The 17,411-nt window shown below is 33.0% G+C and carries 13 protein-coding genes and 2 pseudogenes; 4 read left to right on the forward strand and 11 right to left on the reverse strand.

Annotated features, from left to right (window positions below):
- The first annotated feature begins 3 nt into the window (after nt 1–3).
- The 4 genes from CBR30_08060 (at nt 4) to CBR30_08075 (ending at nt 4,029) form a co-directional block, all read left to right on the forward strand.
- A complete protein-coding gene (locus CBR30_08060) occupies nt 4–1,161 on the forward strand; it encodes an ABC transporter substrate-binding protein (protein ID PMQ01036.1) in 1,158 nt (385 codons plus the stop codon).
- A gap of 70 nt (nt 1,162–1,231) precedes the next feature.
- Nucleotides 1,232–2,335 carry a spermidine/putrescine ABC transporter ATP-binding protein gene (locus tag CBR30_08065; GenBank protein ID PMQ01037.1) on the forward strand — a complete coding sequence of 368 codons (1,104 nt, stop codon included), beginning with the start codon at nt 1,232–1,234 and terminating at the stop codon, nt 2,333–2,335.
- The gene (locus tag CBR30_08070) at nt 2,332–3,186 is read left to right on the forward strand and encodes an ABC transporter permease (GenBank protein PMQ01038.1); all 855 of its coding nucleotides are present in this window, start codon (nt 2,332–2,334) and stop codon (nt 3,184–3,186) included. The genes CBR30_08065 and CBR30_08070 overlap by 4 nt, the downstream gene beginning before the upstream one ends.
- A gap of 27 nt (nt 3,187–3,213) precedes the next feature.
- A complete protein-coding gene (locus CBR30_08075) occupies nt 3,214–4,029 on the forward strand; it encodes an ABC transporter permease (protein ID PMQ01039.1) in 816 nt (271 codons plus the stop codon).
- 186 nt (nt 4,030–4,215) lie between these two features.
- Here the strand turns inward: CBR30_08075 and CBR30_08080 are convergent, their stop codons facing one another.
- From CBR30_08080 to CBR30_08130, 11 genes and pseudogenes are all read right to left on the reverse strand, one after another.
- A complete protein-coding gene (locus CBR30_08080; protein ID PMQ01040.1) occupies nt 4,216–5,109 on the reverse strand; it encodes a hypothetical protein in 894 nt (297 codons plus the stop codon).
- 2 nt (nt 5,110–5,111) lie between these two features.
- On the reverse strand, nt 5,112–6,356 hold the full coding sequence (locus CBR30_08085; protein PMQ01041.1) for an oxidoreductase: 1,245 nt from the start codon (nt 6,354–6,356) through the stop codon (nt 5,112–5,114).
- Nucleotides 6,353–7,597: a hypothetical protein gene (locus CBR30_08090; protein ID PMQ01042.1), complete on the reverse strand. Its 1,245-nt coding sequence runs from the start codon at nt 7,595–7,597 to the stop codon at nt 6,353–6,355. The genes CBR30_08085 and CBR30_08090 overlap by 4 nt, the downstream gene beginning before the upstream one ends.
- Nucleotides 7,594–8,361: pseudogene (locus tag CBR30_08095) on the reverse strand (transcriptional regulator). Before CBR30_08095 ends, CBR30_08090 begins: the two are co-directional and overlap by 4 nt.
- A 3-nt stretch (nt 8,362–8,364) precedes the next feature.
- Nucleotides 8,365–9,351 (reverse strand): annotated as a pseudogene (locus CBR30_08100) (iron dicitrate transport regulator FecR).
- Nucleotides 9,352–9,369: 18 nt separating this feature from the next.
- On the reverse strand, nt 9,370–10,722 hold the full coding sequence (locus CBR30_08105) for an alpha-glucosidase/alpha-galactosidase (GenBank protein ID PMQ01043.1): 1,353 nt from the start codon (nt 10,720–10,722) through the stop codon (nt 9,370–9,372).
- Between the two features lie 15 nt (nt 10,723–10,737).
- Entirely contained in the window at nt 10,738–11,544 is an 807-nt protein-coding gene (locus CBR30_08110; GenBank protein PMQ01044.1) for a sugar ABC transporter permease, read from the reverse strand.
- Nucleotides 11,537–12,427 (reverse strand): sugar ABC transporter permease, encoded by an 891-nt coding sequence (locus CBR30_08115; GenBank protein ID PMQ01045.1) that lies wholly within the window; start codon nt 12,425–12,427, stop codon nt 11,537–11,539. Before CBR30_08115 ends, CBR30_08110 begins: the two co-directional genes overlap by 8 nt.
- Before the next feature lie 57 nt (nt 12,428–12,484).
- Nucleotides 12,485–13,756 carry a sugar ABC transporter substrate-binding protein gene (locus tag CBR30_08120; GenBank protein PMQ01046.1) on the reverse strand — a complete coding sequence of 424 codons (1,272 nt, stop codon included), beginning with the start codon at nt 13,754–13,756 and terminating at the stop codon, nt 12,485–12,487.
- A 137-nt stretch (nt 13,757–13,893) separates the two neighbouring features.
- Nucleotides 13,894–17,142, reverse strand: coding sequence for a hypothetical protein (locus CBR30_08125; protein PMQ01047.1), 3,249 nt, complete (start codon nt 17,140–17,142; stop codon nt 13,894–13,896).
- Between the two features lie 128 nt (nt 17,143–17,270).
- On the reverse strand, nt 17,271–17,411 hold a 141-nt coding region (locus tag CBR30_08130; protein ID PMQ01048.1), incomplete at its 5' end, for a sugar ABC transporter permease.

A 17,411-nucleotide genomic window follows, 5' to 3' on the forward strand; every position in this document is an offset into this window, starting at 1 on the left:
GCTATGAAAAGCTACTCAAAGCCTCTTCTAATTCTTCTCCTTTCTTTCATTGTATTTTTTACCATCTCCTTAGGGCAACAGACAAAAGCTGTCAAGCTAAGCATTATAGATGTAGCAGGCAATTTACAATTGACTCAAACAGCTATTGAAAATTTCAAAAAGGCTCATCCTGAGATAGTTTCTGACATAGAATATATGAAGGCAACAGCTCCTGAACTACCCGCAAAAATTAAAGCACAACAAATGGCAGGAAATGTCGTAACAACGATGGTTTTAACAGGATATGATGCAATGGCAGCTGGTCTGGAAATGGATATTTGGGAAAATATTTATCCAACTTATGCTTCCTATTTCCCAAATTTAGAATCCCGTTATCTACCTGGAGCAAGAGAAGCCTTTAAACTCTTTAAAGGTTATGGAATTGTTGTATCCTATTGCCCTGGTGGTCCCATGTTTACTTATAATCCAGAAAAAGTTAAGAAAGTCCCAACTACAGCGGAAGAACTATTGGAGTGGGCAAAAGCAAATCCAGGTAAATTTATGTATGCAAGACCAGCTAATTCTGGACCAGGAAGATGCTTACTTCAGGGGCTACCATACATTCTTGGTGACAAAAATCCTAAGGATCCAAAAACATGGGAGAAGACATGGAATTATTTGAAAGAGTTGGATAAATATATTGATTACTATCCTACAGGTACAGCTATTACCTTCAGGGAACTCGCAGAAGGAACAAGGTGGATTATAGCAAGTCATTTAGGTTGGGACATGAACCAGAGGATATTAGGTGTGATACCTGCTAATTTCAAAGGATTCTTTTTAAAGAATACTACATGGCTTACTGATGCCCATTTTATGTGTATGCCTAAAGGACTTGATGAGGCAAGGAAGAGAGCAACTTTAGCTCTTATGGCTTGGTTACTAAGACGTGAATCTCAAGCTCTGATCTATGATAATGGCTACTTTTATCCTGGACCTGCTATTAGTAATGTTCCTTTATCTTTGGCTCCTAAGGAAATACAAGATAAGATTAAATCTGCAATGAGACCCGAATATGAAAAGGCGATAAAAGAATTTCCAACAACAACCCAGCTTGGTGCAAAAGAATTAGTTGAAGCTTTTGAAATGTGGGATAAATTAGTAGGATCAAAAGTAAAGTAAATTAAAAACTAAAAAGGTGTGGGGAACATTACTCCCCACACCTTTACTAATAACTTGAGGTGGTGAAATAGTGAAGGATTTTAAAGAAATAAGGATAGAAAATTTAAATAAGAGTTTTGGAAATCATAAGGTTCTTCAGGATTTTAATCTTACTATAAAAAAGGGAGAATTTGTTACTCTGCTTGGACCCTCAGGTTGTGGTAAGTCAACGACTCTTCATTGTTTAGCTGGTTTAGTTCCTATCGATAGTGGAAGAATATATATAGATGATGTATGTATTGATGATGGAAAGAATAGTATACCACCGGAAAAGAGGGGATTTGGATTAGTTTTTCAAAATTATGCTCTATTTCCTCATCTAAATGTTTTTAATAATATTGCTTTTGGTCTTCAAATAAAAAGAATGCCTAAGGATGTAATTAAGGAAAGAGTTAGTAGCGCATTGAAGATGGTTCATCTGGAGGGATACGAAAATAAATATCCAAGACAACTCTCAGGTGGTGAACAGCAAAGAGTAGCTATTGCAAGATGTATTGTAATGGAACCATTATTAATGATGTTAGATGAGCCATTATCTAATCTTGATGCAAAATTAAGAATAGAAATGCGATATGAGTTAAAGGCATTACATGAAAAACTCCACATTACATCTATTTATGTAACCCATGACCAGCAGGAAGCCTTAGCCCTTTCTGATAGAATAGTTGTTATGAGAGGTGGAAAGATACAACAAATAGGAACTCCCGAAGAGGTTTATCACCAGCCATCAAATCTTTTTGTGGCGGATTTTATGGGATTTAGAAATATGTGGGATGCAACAGTGATTAGAGTAAATTCTAATGATGAAGTGGTAATTAAAGTATTAGATTTTGAACTTCTTGTAAGATCATCTTTAAATAGAAAAGTTAATCTTTCTGAAATTATAAATAGAAAAGTAATTACCGCTATTCGTCCTGAAGACATTCAAATTGTGGAAAAAGATTTTAATTCTATAAGATGCACTACTGAAGTTGTTGAATATTTAGGGCAAGTAAAACATGTAGGAGCATCAATTAATGGTATTCGAGTAGATATACGTACTCAAGAATATGTAAAGGATAAGGAAACTATTCCTATATGGATTCCTCCTGAGAAAATTCTTCTCTTTTCTGAAGAAGGAGAGAGAGTATTATGAGAGAAAGAAAACTTGTTATTTTTTTAACCTTCCTTCCATCACTAATATTCTTATCTTTTTTATTTATATATCCCTTTTTTTATGGACTTTATCTAAGTTTCACAGGGAAAGCTAATGAGTTCACATTAGAAAATTATATTAGATTTTTTTCAGATCCTTGGGAAGTCGCAACTATTTTCACTACTTTTAAAATTGCATTACCAGCAACCATTATTAACATATTACTGGCAATACCTTTTGCCTATTATATGAGACATGGTGTAAAAGGGGAAAAAGTAATAACCTTCTTCCTTATTCTTCCTGTAACCTTAGGAACAGTGCTTGTGGCAGAAGGAATGTTAACATATTTTGGTCCTGTAGGTTGGTTCAATCAATTTCTAAAAACTATTGGAGTTATAAAAGAGCCTTTAAAACTAACTCATAATTATACTGGGGTACTATTAGGATTAATTGTTCATGGTTTTCCTTATGCGTTCTTAATGCTTCTGGGATATATTTCAGGCATAGATCCAAATCTCGAAAAGGCAGCTCAAATGTTAGGAGCAAATAAGTGGCAGATATTTAGGAGAGTTATTTTCCCTTTATGGATACCTGGTATTACTATTGCTTTCTCTTTGAATTTTGTAATGGCATTCTCTGTATTTCCAACTGCAGTTCTATTAGGTCAGCCATCAGGACCAACAAGAGTGATGTCAATTTCTATCTTCCATTGGGCTTTTGAGAAATTTGATTTTAATACCGCATCTGCCATTGCAATTATCATGGGATTAATAGAGCTAATTGTTATATTAATAGTGATGTTCTGGAGACAGAAAATGTTTAAAGGTGGTACTTTTGTTGGTAAAGCTTAGCATAATGTATTTTAGGAGGATAGCAATATGGGTAGAAAAATTAATTTTTCAGTAATAATATTTTATACAGGATTAGGACTATTTCTTATTAACATTTTAGGTATATTGACCACAGTGATTTTAAACTCTCTGAGTAAAGAATGGTATAGTGGCGCTTTTCCAAAAGCTTTTACTCTTGAGTGGTATAAATACATGGCAAAAGACCATGATCTTCCTCAACTTCTTTTTGTTACTTTTATTGTTTCTTTTTCTGTAACAATTATTTCATTAATAATAGGATTTCCTACCGCCTATGGATTAGCAAGATACAATTTTAAATTCAAAAATTTACTTCTTTCTCTTCTACTATTGCCCATGCTTATACCTCCTATGACCTATGGTATTCCTTTGGCTGCTATGCTTTATAAAATTAGATTAGCTACGAAGATAAGTGGAGTAATCTTAGCTAATTTAATTCCTATTGTACCTTTTGTGATCCTTGTATTAACTCCCTTTATTGAGCAGGTGGATCCAAATATTGAATCTGCAGCTAAGATTTTAGGGGCTGGAAAACTTCAGACATTCTTTAGAATCTTAATACCATTAACTTTGCCTGGTATCTTTACTGCTTCCATTCTTGCTATAGTAAGGACTATTGCAATGTTTGAATTAACTTTTTTGGTAAGTGGACCAAAATCTCAGACTATAGTAGTAGCTCTATACTATGATGCTTATGCAGCAGGAGTTAGACCGCCACAAGCCATTGATGCTCTTGCAGTAGTCTATTTTCTTATAACTATGACCTTTTTAGTTATTGCATTAAAGTTTGTAAGTCCAACCCAAATGGTTTTTAGGGTAAAATAAACTTTATTTTCCTTATAACTATTTAGACGACAACGTTTTGACAAAGTGTCACTTTTTGGTTTTATGAAAATGACATCAATTCCTTTTGTATGAGAAACAAAATTTAAAGTCTCAAAAACTTTTCTTTTACAGAAAAAGCCATTTAAAGCCAAAAGTCCTATGAAGGTGAAAGAGACTTATTTTTATTTATATCCCTTTATAGTTTTTCATAGCTAATATAGCACATCCAATGGACGGTTCATACATGGGCTCAGCTATTACAATCCAATCTTGCTCCCTTACCCATGATAAAAACTTATCGTATAAAATTTTGCAATTTTTTAGCCCACCCACAACAGCCAATTTTATTTTTTCATTCCTTCCAATCCTACCTCTTATAGCAGAAACAGTTAGTTTCCATTCTTCTACTGCATTTTCTAAAATTTTTAGGGCAAATTTATCTCCATTTTTAGCAGACTCACAAACAATTTTGGAGTAACTTGCGATATAACCTCGAGAGTTGATCCCTTTCGTTTTTCTCAAAATCTCCTCGAAATCTTCCTTTATTAATTCATACATGTAACTTTTTTCAATTCTTCCATCATACATTTTGAAAATATATCTTAGGCACTCTCTTCCTATATCATATCCACTACCACAATCTCCTGCATGTTCTCCCCATCCGTCTATTCTGAAAACTTCATCATTCACTTTTCCCATCGCCATGATGCCTGTTCCTGCAAGAAGAACTACACCATTTTCAAAGGGAAATGCGCCCTCTAAGGCGCCTCTCACATCATTGAAGATTATAAATCTTCCAGGTAAAATTTCTTTTATTATGTCTGAATATATTTCTATTGCCTCCCTTAGCTCTCCTACTGCAGGAAGCCCAAAACCCCCAAATCTTATATCTTCAATTCTTATCCTTTTACTATCTAAAGCGGAATTTATGGCGGATATTAAGTTATTTTTAACTGTTTCTTTATTACTATTAAAAACATCCGCAGGTCCAGATTTCCCTCTTCCATATATATTTAAATTTTCGTCAATAATTACTGCTTCAGTTTTTGAGCCTCCTCCATCAACGCCTAAGAAGTACATTTCTATCCCTCCAATATCTTCTTTCTAAATTCTTCTACAGCTATGGGAATTCCATTATTGATCCTTGATTTTTCTGCAGAAAAAGCCATAGCATGACTTTCTATGGAATCCTCTAAGGTTGTAGTAGGTAGTTCATAAGTTTCAAGCATCTTAACAAAGCTATCCATTATTCCCTCATCTCCTCCTGCATGATCGTCTCTTACATCTACTTTTACTACCTCTTCGTATCTTCCAAAGATATTTATTCTTATCTCTCCATTTATGAGATTTCCATATATTTCTCCATGAGTACCATATATGTTTATTTTTCTTGTAATGTCATTTGTAAAGGCAGTTACGGTTAAGGTTGCCATTTTCCCATTTTCAAAGACAATATTTGCGATCTGATGGTCCATAACATTGTTATCAGAATAGTATACACATTTTCCATAATTTGTCTCTTCCAGAGCCTTTATTCTACCCTCTAAAGATAAATCCATAGTTATAACTGATACAGGCCAGCCTGTATAATCTCTAAGATATATTCTTCTTGCATCATAGGGACAATTTTCTACCATACAACCCCAGATACATCTTTCCTTTGCTTCTTTTGGTGCCTTTTCTTTCTTGAAGTGAGTTAATTCTCCGAAGGAGGTTATATATTTTGCTTTTGAAGAGGAGAGCCAATATAATATATCTAAATCATGACAGCTCTTTGCCAAAATAAATGGAGCAGAAAAATCTGTGTTTCTCCAATTTCCTCTTACGAAACTATGGGCATAGTGGAAGAAACCAACATTTTCTACAAGATTTATTCCGATAGTTTCACCTATATAATTTTTATCCAATAGTTCCTTAATCTTTCTGAAGAAAGAAGTATATCTTAAGACATGGGCAACTATAATTAGAGAGTTTCCTTTTTTGTAAGCATCGTATATTTTGCAAACTCCATCTAAATCTGGAGCAATTGGCTTCTCAAGTAGTATATGATAACCCTTTTCTATTGCTTTAATTGCTGGTTCTACATGGAACATATCAGGTGTTGATATTATAACAGCGTCCGCCATTCTATCTTTTGCAAAAAACTCCTCTATGGAAGAGAATACGTAATTTTTATCTAAATTATGGGCTCTTGCAAATCTTTCCCTTTTTATTGGATCAGGTTCTACTACACCTATAGCCTTTATTTTATGAGGGTTTTTTAATATATAGTTTCCGTAAGCTTCATACCCCCTGCTTCCAGCCCCTATAACCACCACAGTTTTCATAATAAATTTACCTCCTCATAGAGAGATTTATAGTATTTATCTAAGACATCTTGGATCCTTCCAAATATAAGATCTTCCATAATTGGTTTTAAGAATTTTTCCTGGACCTTTTCAAACTGATCCGGAAAATATTCATAGATCAAAGGAAGAGGAATATTTTTATCCTCAAAGTTTTTAAACATCATTTTTAATGAATTTTGAATTTTTTCATTTTCATAATAGTATCTCCATCTATCCAAAAAGCTAAAAACTACTTTATTTATATCAATATTTTCTCCATAATATTCTTTATAAAATCTATTATCTTCTTTTAGTAAGCTAAATAGTGTTTCAATGAAATTGCTTGTACTATTTTTAAAGAGAATTTTCTCTATATGTGCTAAAGAAAACAGGGCGGATCTATAGGCAAAGGTCAGTGCAGGTCCTACCTTAAATATTCCTACTCCATTTTTAGCCATCTCTTTTAAGGATTTTAAAGGTTGATAGTCTGTAGAGTGAGCCTCAAAAACTAAATCTTTGTTTGAGTCCAATACAGTTATTAATTCTTTTGTCTCTTCAGAACTATATTCATAGATATTTTCATCTCCAAACTCTATTCCCAAATTCACTACGATAGCAACAATTCTATCCCATACCTTATCTAATGAATTTTTTGAAAGCTCCTTTTTAAAGGCATCTATCATCTCATAGATCTCAGAATTTGGGGTAACTTTTGGCTTTTCAGATATATTACCACCAGGTCTTGGCACATCTGTTCCAATCACATAAATAGGATTCATATTATAATTTTGGGCAGTTTCCTCTGCTATAATTAGCAGTTCTACTTCTCTTTTTACAATCTCCTCTATAGATAATGATAATTCTCCCCTTAAAGGATAGCTGGCATCTAAATGTATCTTTCTATATCCACTTTCTACAGATTCTTTGATAAGGGTTTTAGCATTTTGCATAGCGGATGAAATCTCAAGATTTCTCCAAGGATATGTTCCACCATGATCCAAACCTATAAAAAATTTGTTAAAGCTAAACTTTTGGGAAAGATTATTAATTTTATAAACAAAATCTTTGGGTTTTAGTCCTGTGTATCCACCAAATTGATTTACCTGATTTGAAGTAGACTCTATTAAAAAGTATGTATCTTTTTCTTTGAAGTATCTAAAAACAGATTCAAGAACTTTAAAGTTTGAAGTGCAGATTGATATTAGCCTTTTTGAATAGAAGTATTTTTCAATTTTTTTCATGCAATAACCACCTTCGTCTTAATATTCTTAAACCAATCCTTCTTATCATCCTGTAAACGATCAGTAATAATAATATCTACATCTCCCAAGTCACATATCTTATAAGGCATAATCACACCAAACTTACTGCTATCTGCAAGAACTATTACCTTCTTTGCATTCTTAAGTATTGTGATAGCAACATCTCTTTCTTCTGCATCATAGTTTGTTATTCCTTTATTTAAGTCTATCCCATTTACTCCCATAAAATAAACATCCACAATAATATTTTCAAAAAGGGACAAGGCATGACTTCCAATGCATTCAAAAGATCCCTCTCTTACTATTCCTCCTGAATGTATTAACTTAAACCTCTTTTTCTGATTAATTACTCCCCATGCAGTAGTTATAGAATTTGTTACAATAGTTAAGTCTTTTATATTACTCTCATCCAATATTTGGGTTAGATAGAAAATAGTAGTACCGCCACTCATTGCTACCGTAATGCCATCAGACAAGTAATCCAATGCTTTTTTAGCTATTTTTTGCTTCTCTTCCTTCTTTTCCTCTAATTTGAAGAAGAAGGGGAGATCTATTCTAAAATTTTTGGGTACTGCTCCTCCCCTTCTTCTCTCTAAAAGTCCCTGACTTTCTAAAAGGGTTAAGTATCTTCTAATTGTTATTTCAGATACATTTAGCTCTTTTGCTAACTCACTTACCGTGACAAATCCTCTTTCCTTTAAAATCTCCATTATATCTAATAGTCTTTTATCCTTCATTTATATGCTCACCACTTTTGTTAAATTTCTTGGTCTATCTACATCTAAGCCTTTCCTTTCTGCAATATGAAGACCTAAAATTTGAGAGAAAATTATTCTTAAACTTAAATCATATGGAAAATCATTAGATATGTAAAGATCAGAGTTTTCATCTCCAATTTTTATCACATTTCCGCCATAATTCTTTAGTTCTTCAACCAACTTATCCTCTTCTTTATCTTTTTCGCTAAATATGATAATGTTAACTCCTTTTTCTACAAGGGATTTTGGACCATGCCTATACTCAAACTTTGAATATGCTTCTGTTTTTGTTAAGGACATCTCTTCAAGCTTTAAGGCACTTTCTCTTGCTAATCCCTCCTGCATACCAAGACCTAAGAAAACATAATGACTACCATTTAGTAAATCTCTTTCATGAATTAATTTTTCGCTATCCTTAATTATTCTTTCCACATTTTCAATTACCTTTTCATAAACTTTAAAATCCCTTTCTCCTGCTATAAAGCTTGATATTATTTGTAAAGACAATAACATTGATGAGAAGGACTTTGTCATAACGATAGCATTTTCCTTTATAGGAAGGATAAGAGACTCTGAAGATGTTTTAACCAAAGAGCTATTCTCTTCCAAGGTTATTCCAAAAGTCTTTATATTAAGTTCATTTAGGATCTCTCCTGCCTTTACTACTTCTGTAGACTCTCCAGATCTTGATATCAATACGGCGGTTCTATTTAAATTATTTCTTCCGACATTTTCAAAATGTTTAAAGGTAACTTCACCACCAGGAAGAGCCTTTGTTTCTATCCCAGTTTTATAGGTAAAAAATCTACTAGCGGACAAGGCTAAGTAGTAAGAAGTTCCACAACCTATAAAGTATACAAGTTCGCTTTTCTCTAAAAATTTTGGAACTATTTTTTCAATATTTTTTGAAATATACTCAAAAACTAAAGGAATTTCTTTTATTTGATCCTTTATTTCCTTTTCAACAACGCTCATCTTTCACCTCTCCCTTTCTTACTTTAATAGATCTCCTAAGTATTCTTTATGGGCTGATAATAACTCATCAACCATACTTCGTATTTTATCTAAGGATAATAGGGATGAAACAAGTGGGTCTATAGAAACTGCATAATAAACATAATCCCTTTTACCAGAAAGGGCAGATTCTACTGCTAATCTTTGCACATTTATATGGGGAAGATTTAAACTTGCAAGTTGACTTGGAATCTCTCCAACAAAGGTAGGAGAAATTCCATTTTTATCTACCAAACATGGAACTTCTACCATACAATCTGAAGGATAATTTGTGATTAAATTGTTATTTTTAACTATCCCATATATTAAAGTGGGAGTATTTGTTTCTATAGCATGTATAATTTGAATTGCATATTCTTTTGATTTTTCTTCCTGCTCTACTTTTTCTTCCTCTTCTCCTCCAAAATAATCTCTTAGCATTTTATCTCCTAAATCTCTAAATTCTTCTCTCCCATGAATATAATAATTAACATAGGTCTCAAATACTTTTTCATTTAACTCAACTCTCCTAATATACTCCCTAATAGGTATATTTAATTTTTTCACCAAGCTTTCATCTTTTATGAAATAGGGCACATATTCTGCATTATGTTCGGAAGATTCGGTGACAAAGTAACCAAAATTCCTTAATATTTCAAATCTCACAGGGTCCTTTTTCCATATTTCTTCTTTTTCCATAGCTTTAAAGAGAATTGGGTAAAGATTTTCTTTGTTTCTTTCAAGGATAAGGACCCATGCCATGTGGTTTATTCCAGCCACCTTATAATTAATCTCTTGAACAGGCACATTTATATAACTTGCAATCTGCTCTATCGTATTAGGAATTGAATGACATAGCCCAATATTTTTTATATCAGTAATTGAATTTATATACCACTGGTTCATGGACATAGGATTTGTAAAATTAATAAGTAAAGAGGATGGAGCAGAATTTTCTATTTCTCTAACAAGATTTTTCAGAAAAGGCGCAGTTCTTAGAAATCTCATAACCCCGCCAACTCCATGGGTATCTCCAATGGTTTGGGGTATACCATACTTTTCAGGTATATCAAAATCTACATAAGTTGCAGGTATTCCTCCAATCTGTACTGTATTAATCACATAGTCAGAATTTTTAATAGCAGGTCCAAGTTCTAAATATGCATTTATCTTCCAATTTTTATTCCTTTTTTCTTTAATCTCTTCTGCTACCTTCTGAGCTATTTTTAGTCTTATCTCATCTATATCCATAAGAGAGATTTCAACTTGATTAAATTCTGGATACAAGCTTAAATCTTGTAAAAGATTTTTTGTGAAGACTACACTTCCAGCCCCAACAAAAGTAATTTTCACTTTTTTACCTCCTTCTCACTTAATTCCCGTGAAGGTGATGCCTTCAATAAAGTTTTTCTGAGCGAATAGGAAAAGAAGAATAGGAGGAATAGAGGCAATTACTCCTCCTGCCATAATTACTCCCCAATTTGAGAAATACTGTCCCTGAAGAAGTGCGATTGCAATAGGAAGGGTTCTTTTTTCCGGAGAAGTAATAACAATCAATGGCCATAGGAATAGGTTCCATGCATAGATGAAGACTAAAAGACCAAAAGAAGTAGTGATAGGTTTGGAAAGTGGCATCATGATTTTCCAGAAGACTTGCCAAAGGCTTGCGCCGTCTACAATTGCAGCCTCTTCCATTTCAATAGGTAAAGATAAAAAGTGTTGTCTATATAGAAATATTCCGAATATGCTAAAGATCTCAAGTAAGATAACTCCAGTTAATGTATTAACTAATTTTAGATATTTAAGGATGAGATATCTTGGAATAAGAAGAACTATTCCTGGAAGCATGAGAACTGAAACAAATAACAAGAAAATTAAATCTTTAAAAGGAAAATATAACCTTGCGAAGGCATAACCTGTTATAGCACATAAAATTATTTGAATTATAACTAATGATAAGGTAATAAATACAGAGTTAAGAAAATATCTACCAAAATCAAGTTTTGAAAATAATTCTATATAGTTGGAAATTATTGGATGAAATGGAATAAAATGAGGTGGAATTGCGGAAGCTTCTTGTACAGTCATAAAAGATATGGATAGCATAAACCAATAAGGAAGAACCATTATAATAGCGCCAATAATTAATAAAATAGTTATTATAATTTTACTCATAGTATACCCACCTTTTTTGTAAACGGAATTGTATTATTGTTAAAATTAACAGGATAAAATACAATACCCAGGAAATTGCTACACCATATCCCATTCTAAACCAGTTAAATCCATTTCTATAGATATAATAAACGAGAGTATGAGTAGCATAACCAGGTCCACCTCTTGTTAATATGAAGACAGCTTCAAACATTTGAACTGTTCCTATTATTTCCATTATCAAAACAAAAAATATGATTGGAGTCATGAGAGGAATAGTGATATGAAATAAAATATCTTTAGGTTTTGCGCCATCTAAAGAAGCAGCCTCATAATAAATAGAAGGAATATTTTGTAAACCTGCTAAGAAGAGAATAATGTTATAACTAAGCCCTCCCCAAATTCCAGCAATTGCTAAGGCAGGTAGAGCAAATCTTTTATCAGTAAGCCAATAAATGGTTTTAAAACCAAATAATCTTAAGAAGGTATTTAATAAGCCATATTCTGGCTGATAAAACCATGCCCAAACAAAAGCGATAGCAACAGTTGCAGATACAGTAGGAAGGAAATATAAAGTTCTAAGAAATTTAATAAACTTGCCCTCCCTATTAAGACCAACAGCTATAAGGAAGCTAAGGATAATTACAGAAGGAACAACATAAAGTGAATAAAGGAAAGAATTCTTTAAAGAAATCCAAAAAACTTTGTCATTTAGTATTCTTCTAAAATTTTCTAAGCCAATAAATTTAGGAGGGGTCACAGCATCATATTCTGATAAAGCTAATCTAAATGACATTATAAATGGGATATAATAAGAAAGTGCAGCAAAAATGAAAGATAAAATTGTAAAAAGGACAAAATATTGTGCTTGTTTTGATTTTGGGATGCCTCCTAAAACTTTCATTCTGTTTACCTCCAAAATTAGATGGGGGGAGGGTCATCCCCTCCCCCCATTGTTTTATTATTTAGAATACTCTTCAATTATACCATTAATTTCTTCGGTTGCCTCTTTAAGCCCATCTTCTAATTCTAATCTTCCAGCAACTATTTCTTGAACGTAATAACCTTCCCATCTATCAAAGAACCATTTACTTCCACCAGGAGTTCTTGGGAATGGATATGTATATTTTGAAGAGTCAATGAAGACTTTTGCATCTTTGTCTTTTCCATACTTTGCAAAGTTTGCTGCCCAAAGGAGATCAGTCCCTTTATAGGCAGGAATTACAGCGCCAGACTTTCCTAAAATCTCTGCAGCCTCTTTGCTGGCAAGCCACTTTACGAAGGTCCATGCAGCTTCTACATTCTTTGATTTGGACCAAATGACATTCCCTAAGGAGTTAGAGATATTTGCTCTTTTCCCTGTATTGGACTTTGGTAGCATAGCTACACCCCATTTAAAATCTTTAATATTGGCAGCGTAGAAGCCCATCATCCATGAACCTGCAAAATTCATAGCGGATCTTCCAGAGAAGAATAAGTCTTCTGATACTGCACCAGGTTGTGGGGCATATCCTTTATCTGTAAGCTCTTTTGCAAAAGCAAAAGCCTGCTTTGCCTCAGGTGAATCAAATAGAACTTTATTTCCCTCTTTATTTAGTAGTTGTCCTCCTAAAGAAAGTATTAATGGGAATAGGAATTGTTGAGAATTTGCCACGCTTCCACCAGCTGCGGTAACACCAAATCTTATTGTAACTCCTTTTGAATCTTTCTTTGTGAGTTTTTCAGCAGCTTTCTCTACATCATACCAAGTCCAAGCGGTAGTTGGATATTTTACGCCTGCTTCATCAAAAGCATCTTTGTTGTAGAAAATGGCTATCGTGTCATAGTCCCTTGGTAGTGAATAATATTTTCCATTAAGTTCATGAACTGCAAGTACTCCTTTTGGATAATTGTTTAAATCAACTTTATCTCTTTTTATAAGTGGTGTAATTTCTAATATAACGCCTCTTTTCGCATAATCTGGTAGAGAAATTGCATTCATAGTGAACACATCCCAGCAGTCACCACCAGCTAACATGGTTTGTAGTTTGGTCCAATAATCGCCCCAGGGATAATGCTCAAGTTTGATCTTGATGTTTGGATATTTCTTCTCAAAAGCAGCGATTTGAGCCTTGATTCCATCTATCTGCTCACTCATCCATACACCATACCTAATAGTAACAGGCTCCGCACTGAATGATGGGAGAAGTAGGAGGAGAACTAAAATTGTTAGGAGAGAGAATACTTTTTTCATAACCAACAACCTCCTTTGTTCATTTTTGAACATAAATTTATCATATATTGAATGGTTTTGTCAAGTATTTTAAAATAAAAACCCCACGGGATTTTTTAAAACTCCGTGGGGTATAAGAATAATAGATACTTTTTTTATTACTTAATGGTAATTGAGTCTAATTGGAATCTTCCATCAGATCTCCTACCTTCAATTGCAAGATTTATTGCTGGATTATTTGTTTTAGGATCATTAATAGAAATTAATAATGTATAGTTTCCGGGTTGTATTTCTTTAGGAATTCTAACTTTGCTATAAACTTTGCTGACTCCTGGAAGTATATTTCTAATATCAAAATCTTCCAAGATAAAGCGATATACTACTTCTCCTTTTGTATTTGCTAATGAAATTTCTACTGGCCACTTGAAATAGAAAGGTGCAACGCCACGGTTATTCCAGAGCATTTCTAAGTTTAGTAAATCTCCACGATTGATTTCCTTTTCATGTTTTATTGCCTCTAATACAAATCTATAACCCAATGTTTTGTGGAAAATATCAATATTTTCTTTTATTGGATGACCTTCAGGAAGAGGGTCTCCCTCATTTGTTATCGCTCCAGCTTTATATCTTACATCTAAAGCGGAGCATGGACCAATAAAGGTTGTGTGTGATATTCTTGCTTGTCTTAGAGTCTCTGCTATAGTATCATCAGTAAGAAATTGATATGCATCTCCATATGCAAATTCACCACCAGAATAAGCATATTTCCAAAAATCTGGCATTGGTTTTGTAAGATTGCCCTCTTCGTCCTCTCTTCCATAAGTAAACCAATTAACCCATTCTTCTGTTGCTCCTTTATCGCCGAACATATCGTTGTATAATCCTAACTTATAATTTTCCATAATCTTATAGGGCTTTCTTAGACCTAATATTTTATTAGGAAATGCATCGATATATTGTTTTATATATCTATTTACAACTTCTATAGATGGAAATTTACCTGTACCATCAGGCCATGTATGTAACTCACCCCAATGTCCAAGGCTACCTATTTCAATAAAAGCGATTCTATCATCTTTACCGTATTTTTCAGCTAAAGCCTTTAGTAAGCGTTCATGTTCTCTTATTAAAATTTCATTTTCATAATTTGGACTAAATCCTCCACCACCAATTAAATCGCTTCTATACCAAGTACCGTCTTCTTTAATTTCTTTATATAACCATATTGGAATATCCAGATCATTCATACTCTTCTTTCCTGCAATGTATTTATACATTCCTGGTTCATCTAAGTATAATCTAAATACAAATCTAACTCCCTTCTTTGTCCAGTAATCAAATTTGTTCTTTCTCTCAAAGTCTTGCCATTTATATACACCCTTTTCTGGCTCTAATTCTTTCCAGGAAACATTAATAAAGGCTAAAGTATGTTTATAACCAGTTTCACCAAACTTTGCCCATGGAGCGCTCCCCATTAGAGGATTATATAGAGTATCAAAGATTTCATATGGATAGAATGTATTTTTATCTCTTTCTCTATTTATTTTTCCTGTAACTTTAACGGGGTTTGAATTTCGCTCTGGTAAATATATAACATCCTTTATAATTGCAGATAAGCTTATATCCTTCATATTATCTGTTAGACCTAATTGTTTTAAATTAACTTCGTATTCTACGTAATTTGCGTCTATAAATGGCCAAACCTCGCCTATTCTTTTCCATGAATTGCTGTTATATTTATATAGAGAGTTCCTCTCAATTTTATAATCTCTTATATTTCCACCTGTACTTATATAGATGACATTATTTGTATTTAATCTAGCACCATCAATTCTAATGTATAACTTTCTATCGTCTGTTACTGCGGATAGCTTAAATTCTGTATTGCTACTTTTTACTTCCTGGGTAATACCATCCCATTCTTTATCATCTCCATCGATCTCTACTTTAAATCCCTCTTCTGCATTTAATGGGGTAATTACTCTATCTTGAGGAAAGATTTCATATGGAGATTCAGAGAAGAATAGTAATTTTAAATCACTTATTTTATCAACTAATTTTGATAGATCTATTTCTGCTTTTGCTAATTCTTTTGTTTGTACCCATTTTATACTCACATTCTTTATCTCTTCCCAATTCATATCTTTGCTTGCAAACAATTTACCGTCTTTTACCATATAATTAAACTTGTTTTCAATATTAGAGGCAATTTTAATACCTTCCCTATCAGATGGTGTTATATCTAAATAAAACCCTACATGTTCAAAATTACCTTTTATTAAGGTTTTTAGAACATTGCCACTTTTTATTGCAATAACTTTTCTGATATTGCCATTTCCTGTGGCAGTAGGTGGAACCATAATCCATTCGTTATCATTATTATCTAAGGTTACTTCAGGTATAGAAACTTTTACTATTTCTGTAGAGATCCCTGGATCAGGTAGATTAGTATTTCCTCCACTAAACGCAATACGTAGATTTTTGATGTCTTCAATTTTTAGCTCACTTAATGGAAAGGCTAATTCAATTACTCTATTAGGATTGGTTCCTGATTCTTTCCATTCTACTTTGGCGCCTTCTATTTGTTGCCATGCCCATCCAGCGCTTAGACTTTTATACAACAATCCATTCTCTATTAAATAATCTCCACCAAAGTCTTTCCAAGCCCAAGAAAGAAATCCTGTTTCAGGATTTCCATCCACATCTAAAAATAGATCATTCCAGTCACCCATCTCGCCTATTATTAATGCGTATAATACTCCATTCTTAATTCCAGCGAAAAGTTTTGCTCCACTTTGACTTGTGTACATGGGTTTTATATCTTTCCAATCATCGCCATTTCCATCTATAGTAACATTAATTGATGGTCCAAAAACTGTAGTTGGTTTATCTACTATAAACATTGGTGTTCCTGGTTCAGGTAGGAAATATTCGTCTCCAATACTTATTCCAATTTTAATTTTTCTTGAATCAAATATACCAATTGCATTTAATGGAATAGCTATTTCTGCTACATTATTCTTTTTTGCAATCTTTAGTTTTTCATTTAATTTCTCCCAATTATTTTTATCTACGTTGAACTTGTATAATGATTCATCTTCTGATTTATACTTAATCCCTTTCACATCATTCCATATACTAACAACAGCACCATTTTCTACTAATGGATTTGTATCAATATAAACAATAATCTTTTTATCATCTATTCTCTTTTTGCTTTTAATAAGTATATACAATGTATCATTTGCTTGAATGGCTTTTAGAGATTCAAGAGGATTACTCACAACTACCAAAGGGGAAATTTTAGACCAATCTACATAGGATAAAGATTGGGGATTTTCAATATTTCCTTCTCCAACTATTACTAAAAAAATTAGGAAAAATAGAATCAAGACTACCTTTTTCATAAAGACACCTCCTTGCGTTCATTTTTGAACAAATTCTATCATATATTGAATTAAAATGCAATATAAGAGAAAATTTTATTTTAAAAAAAGAGGGAAGAGCTCTGTACTAAAAACTCCTCCCTCTTTTTTTACTTAATTCCCGTGAAGGTGATGCCTTCAATAAAGTTTTTCTGAGCGAATAAGAAAAGAAGAATAGGGGGTATAGAAGCAATTACTCCTCCTGCCATAATTACTCCCCAATTTGAGAAATACTGTCCCTGAAGAAGTGC

This window comes from Dictyoglomus sp. NZ13-RE01 (genome assembly GCA_002878375.1).
In the GTDB taxonomy this organism is placed as follows: domain Bacteria; phylum Dictyoglomota; class Dictyoglomia; order Dictyoglomales; family Dictyoglomaceae; genus NZ13-RE01.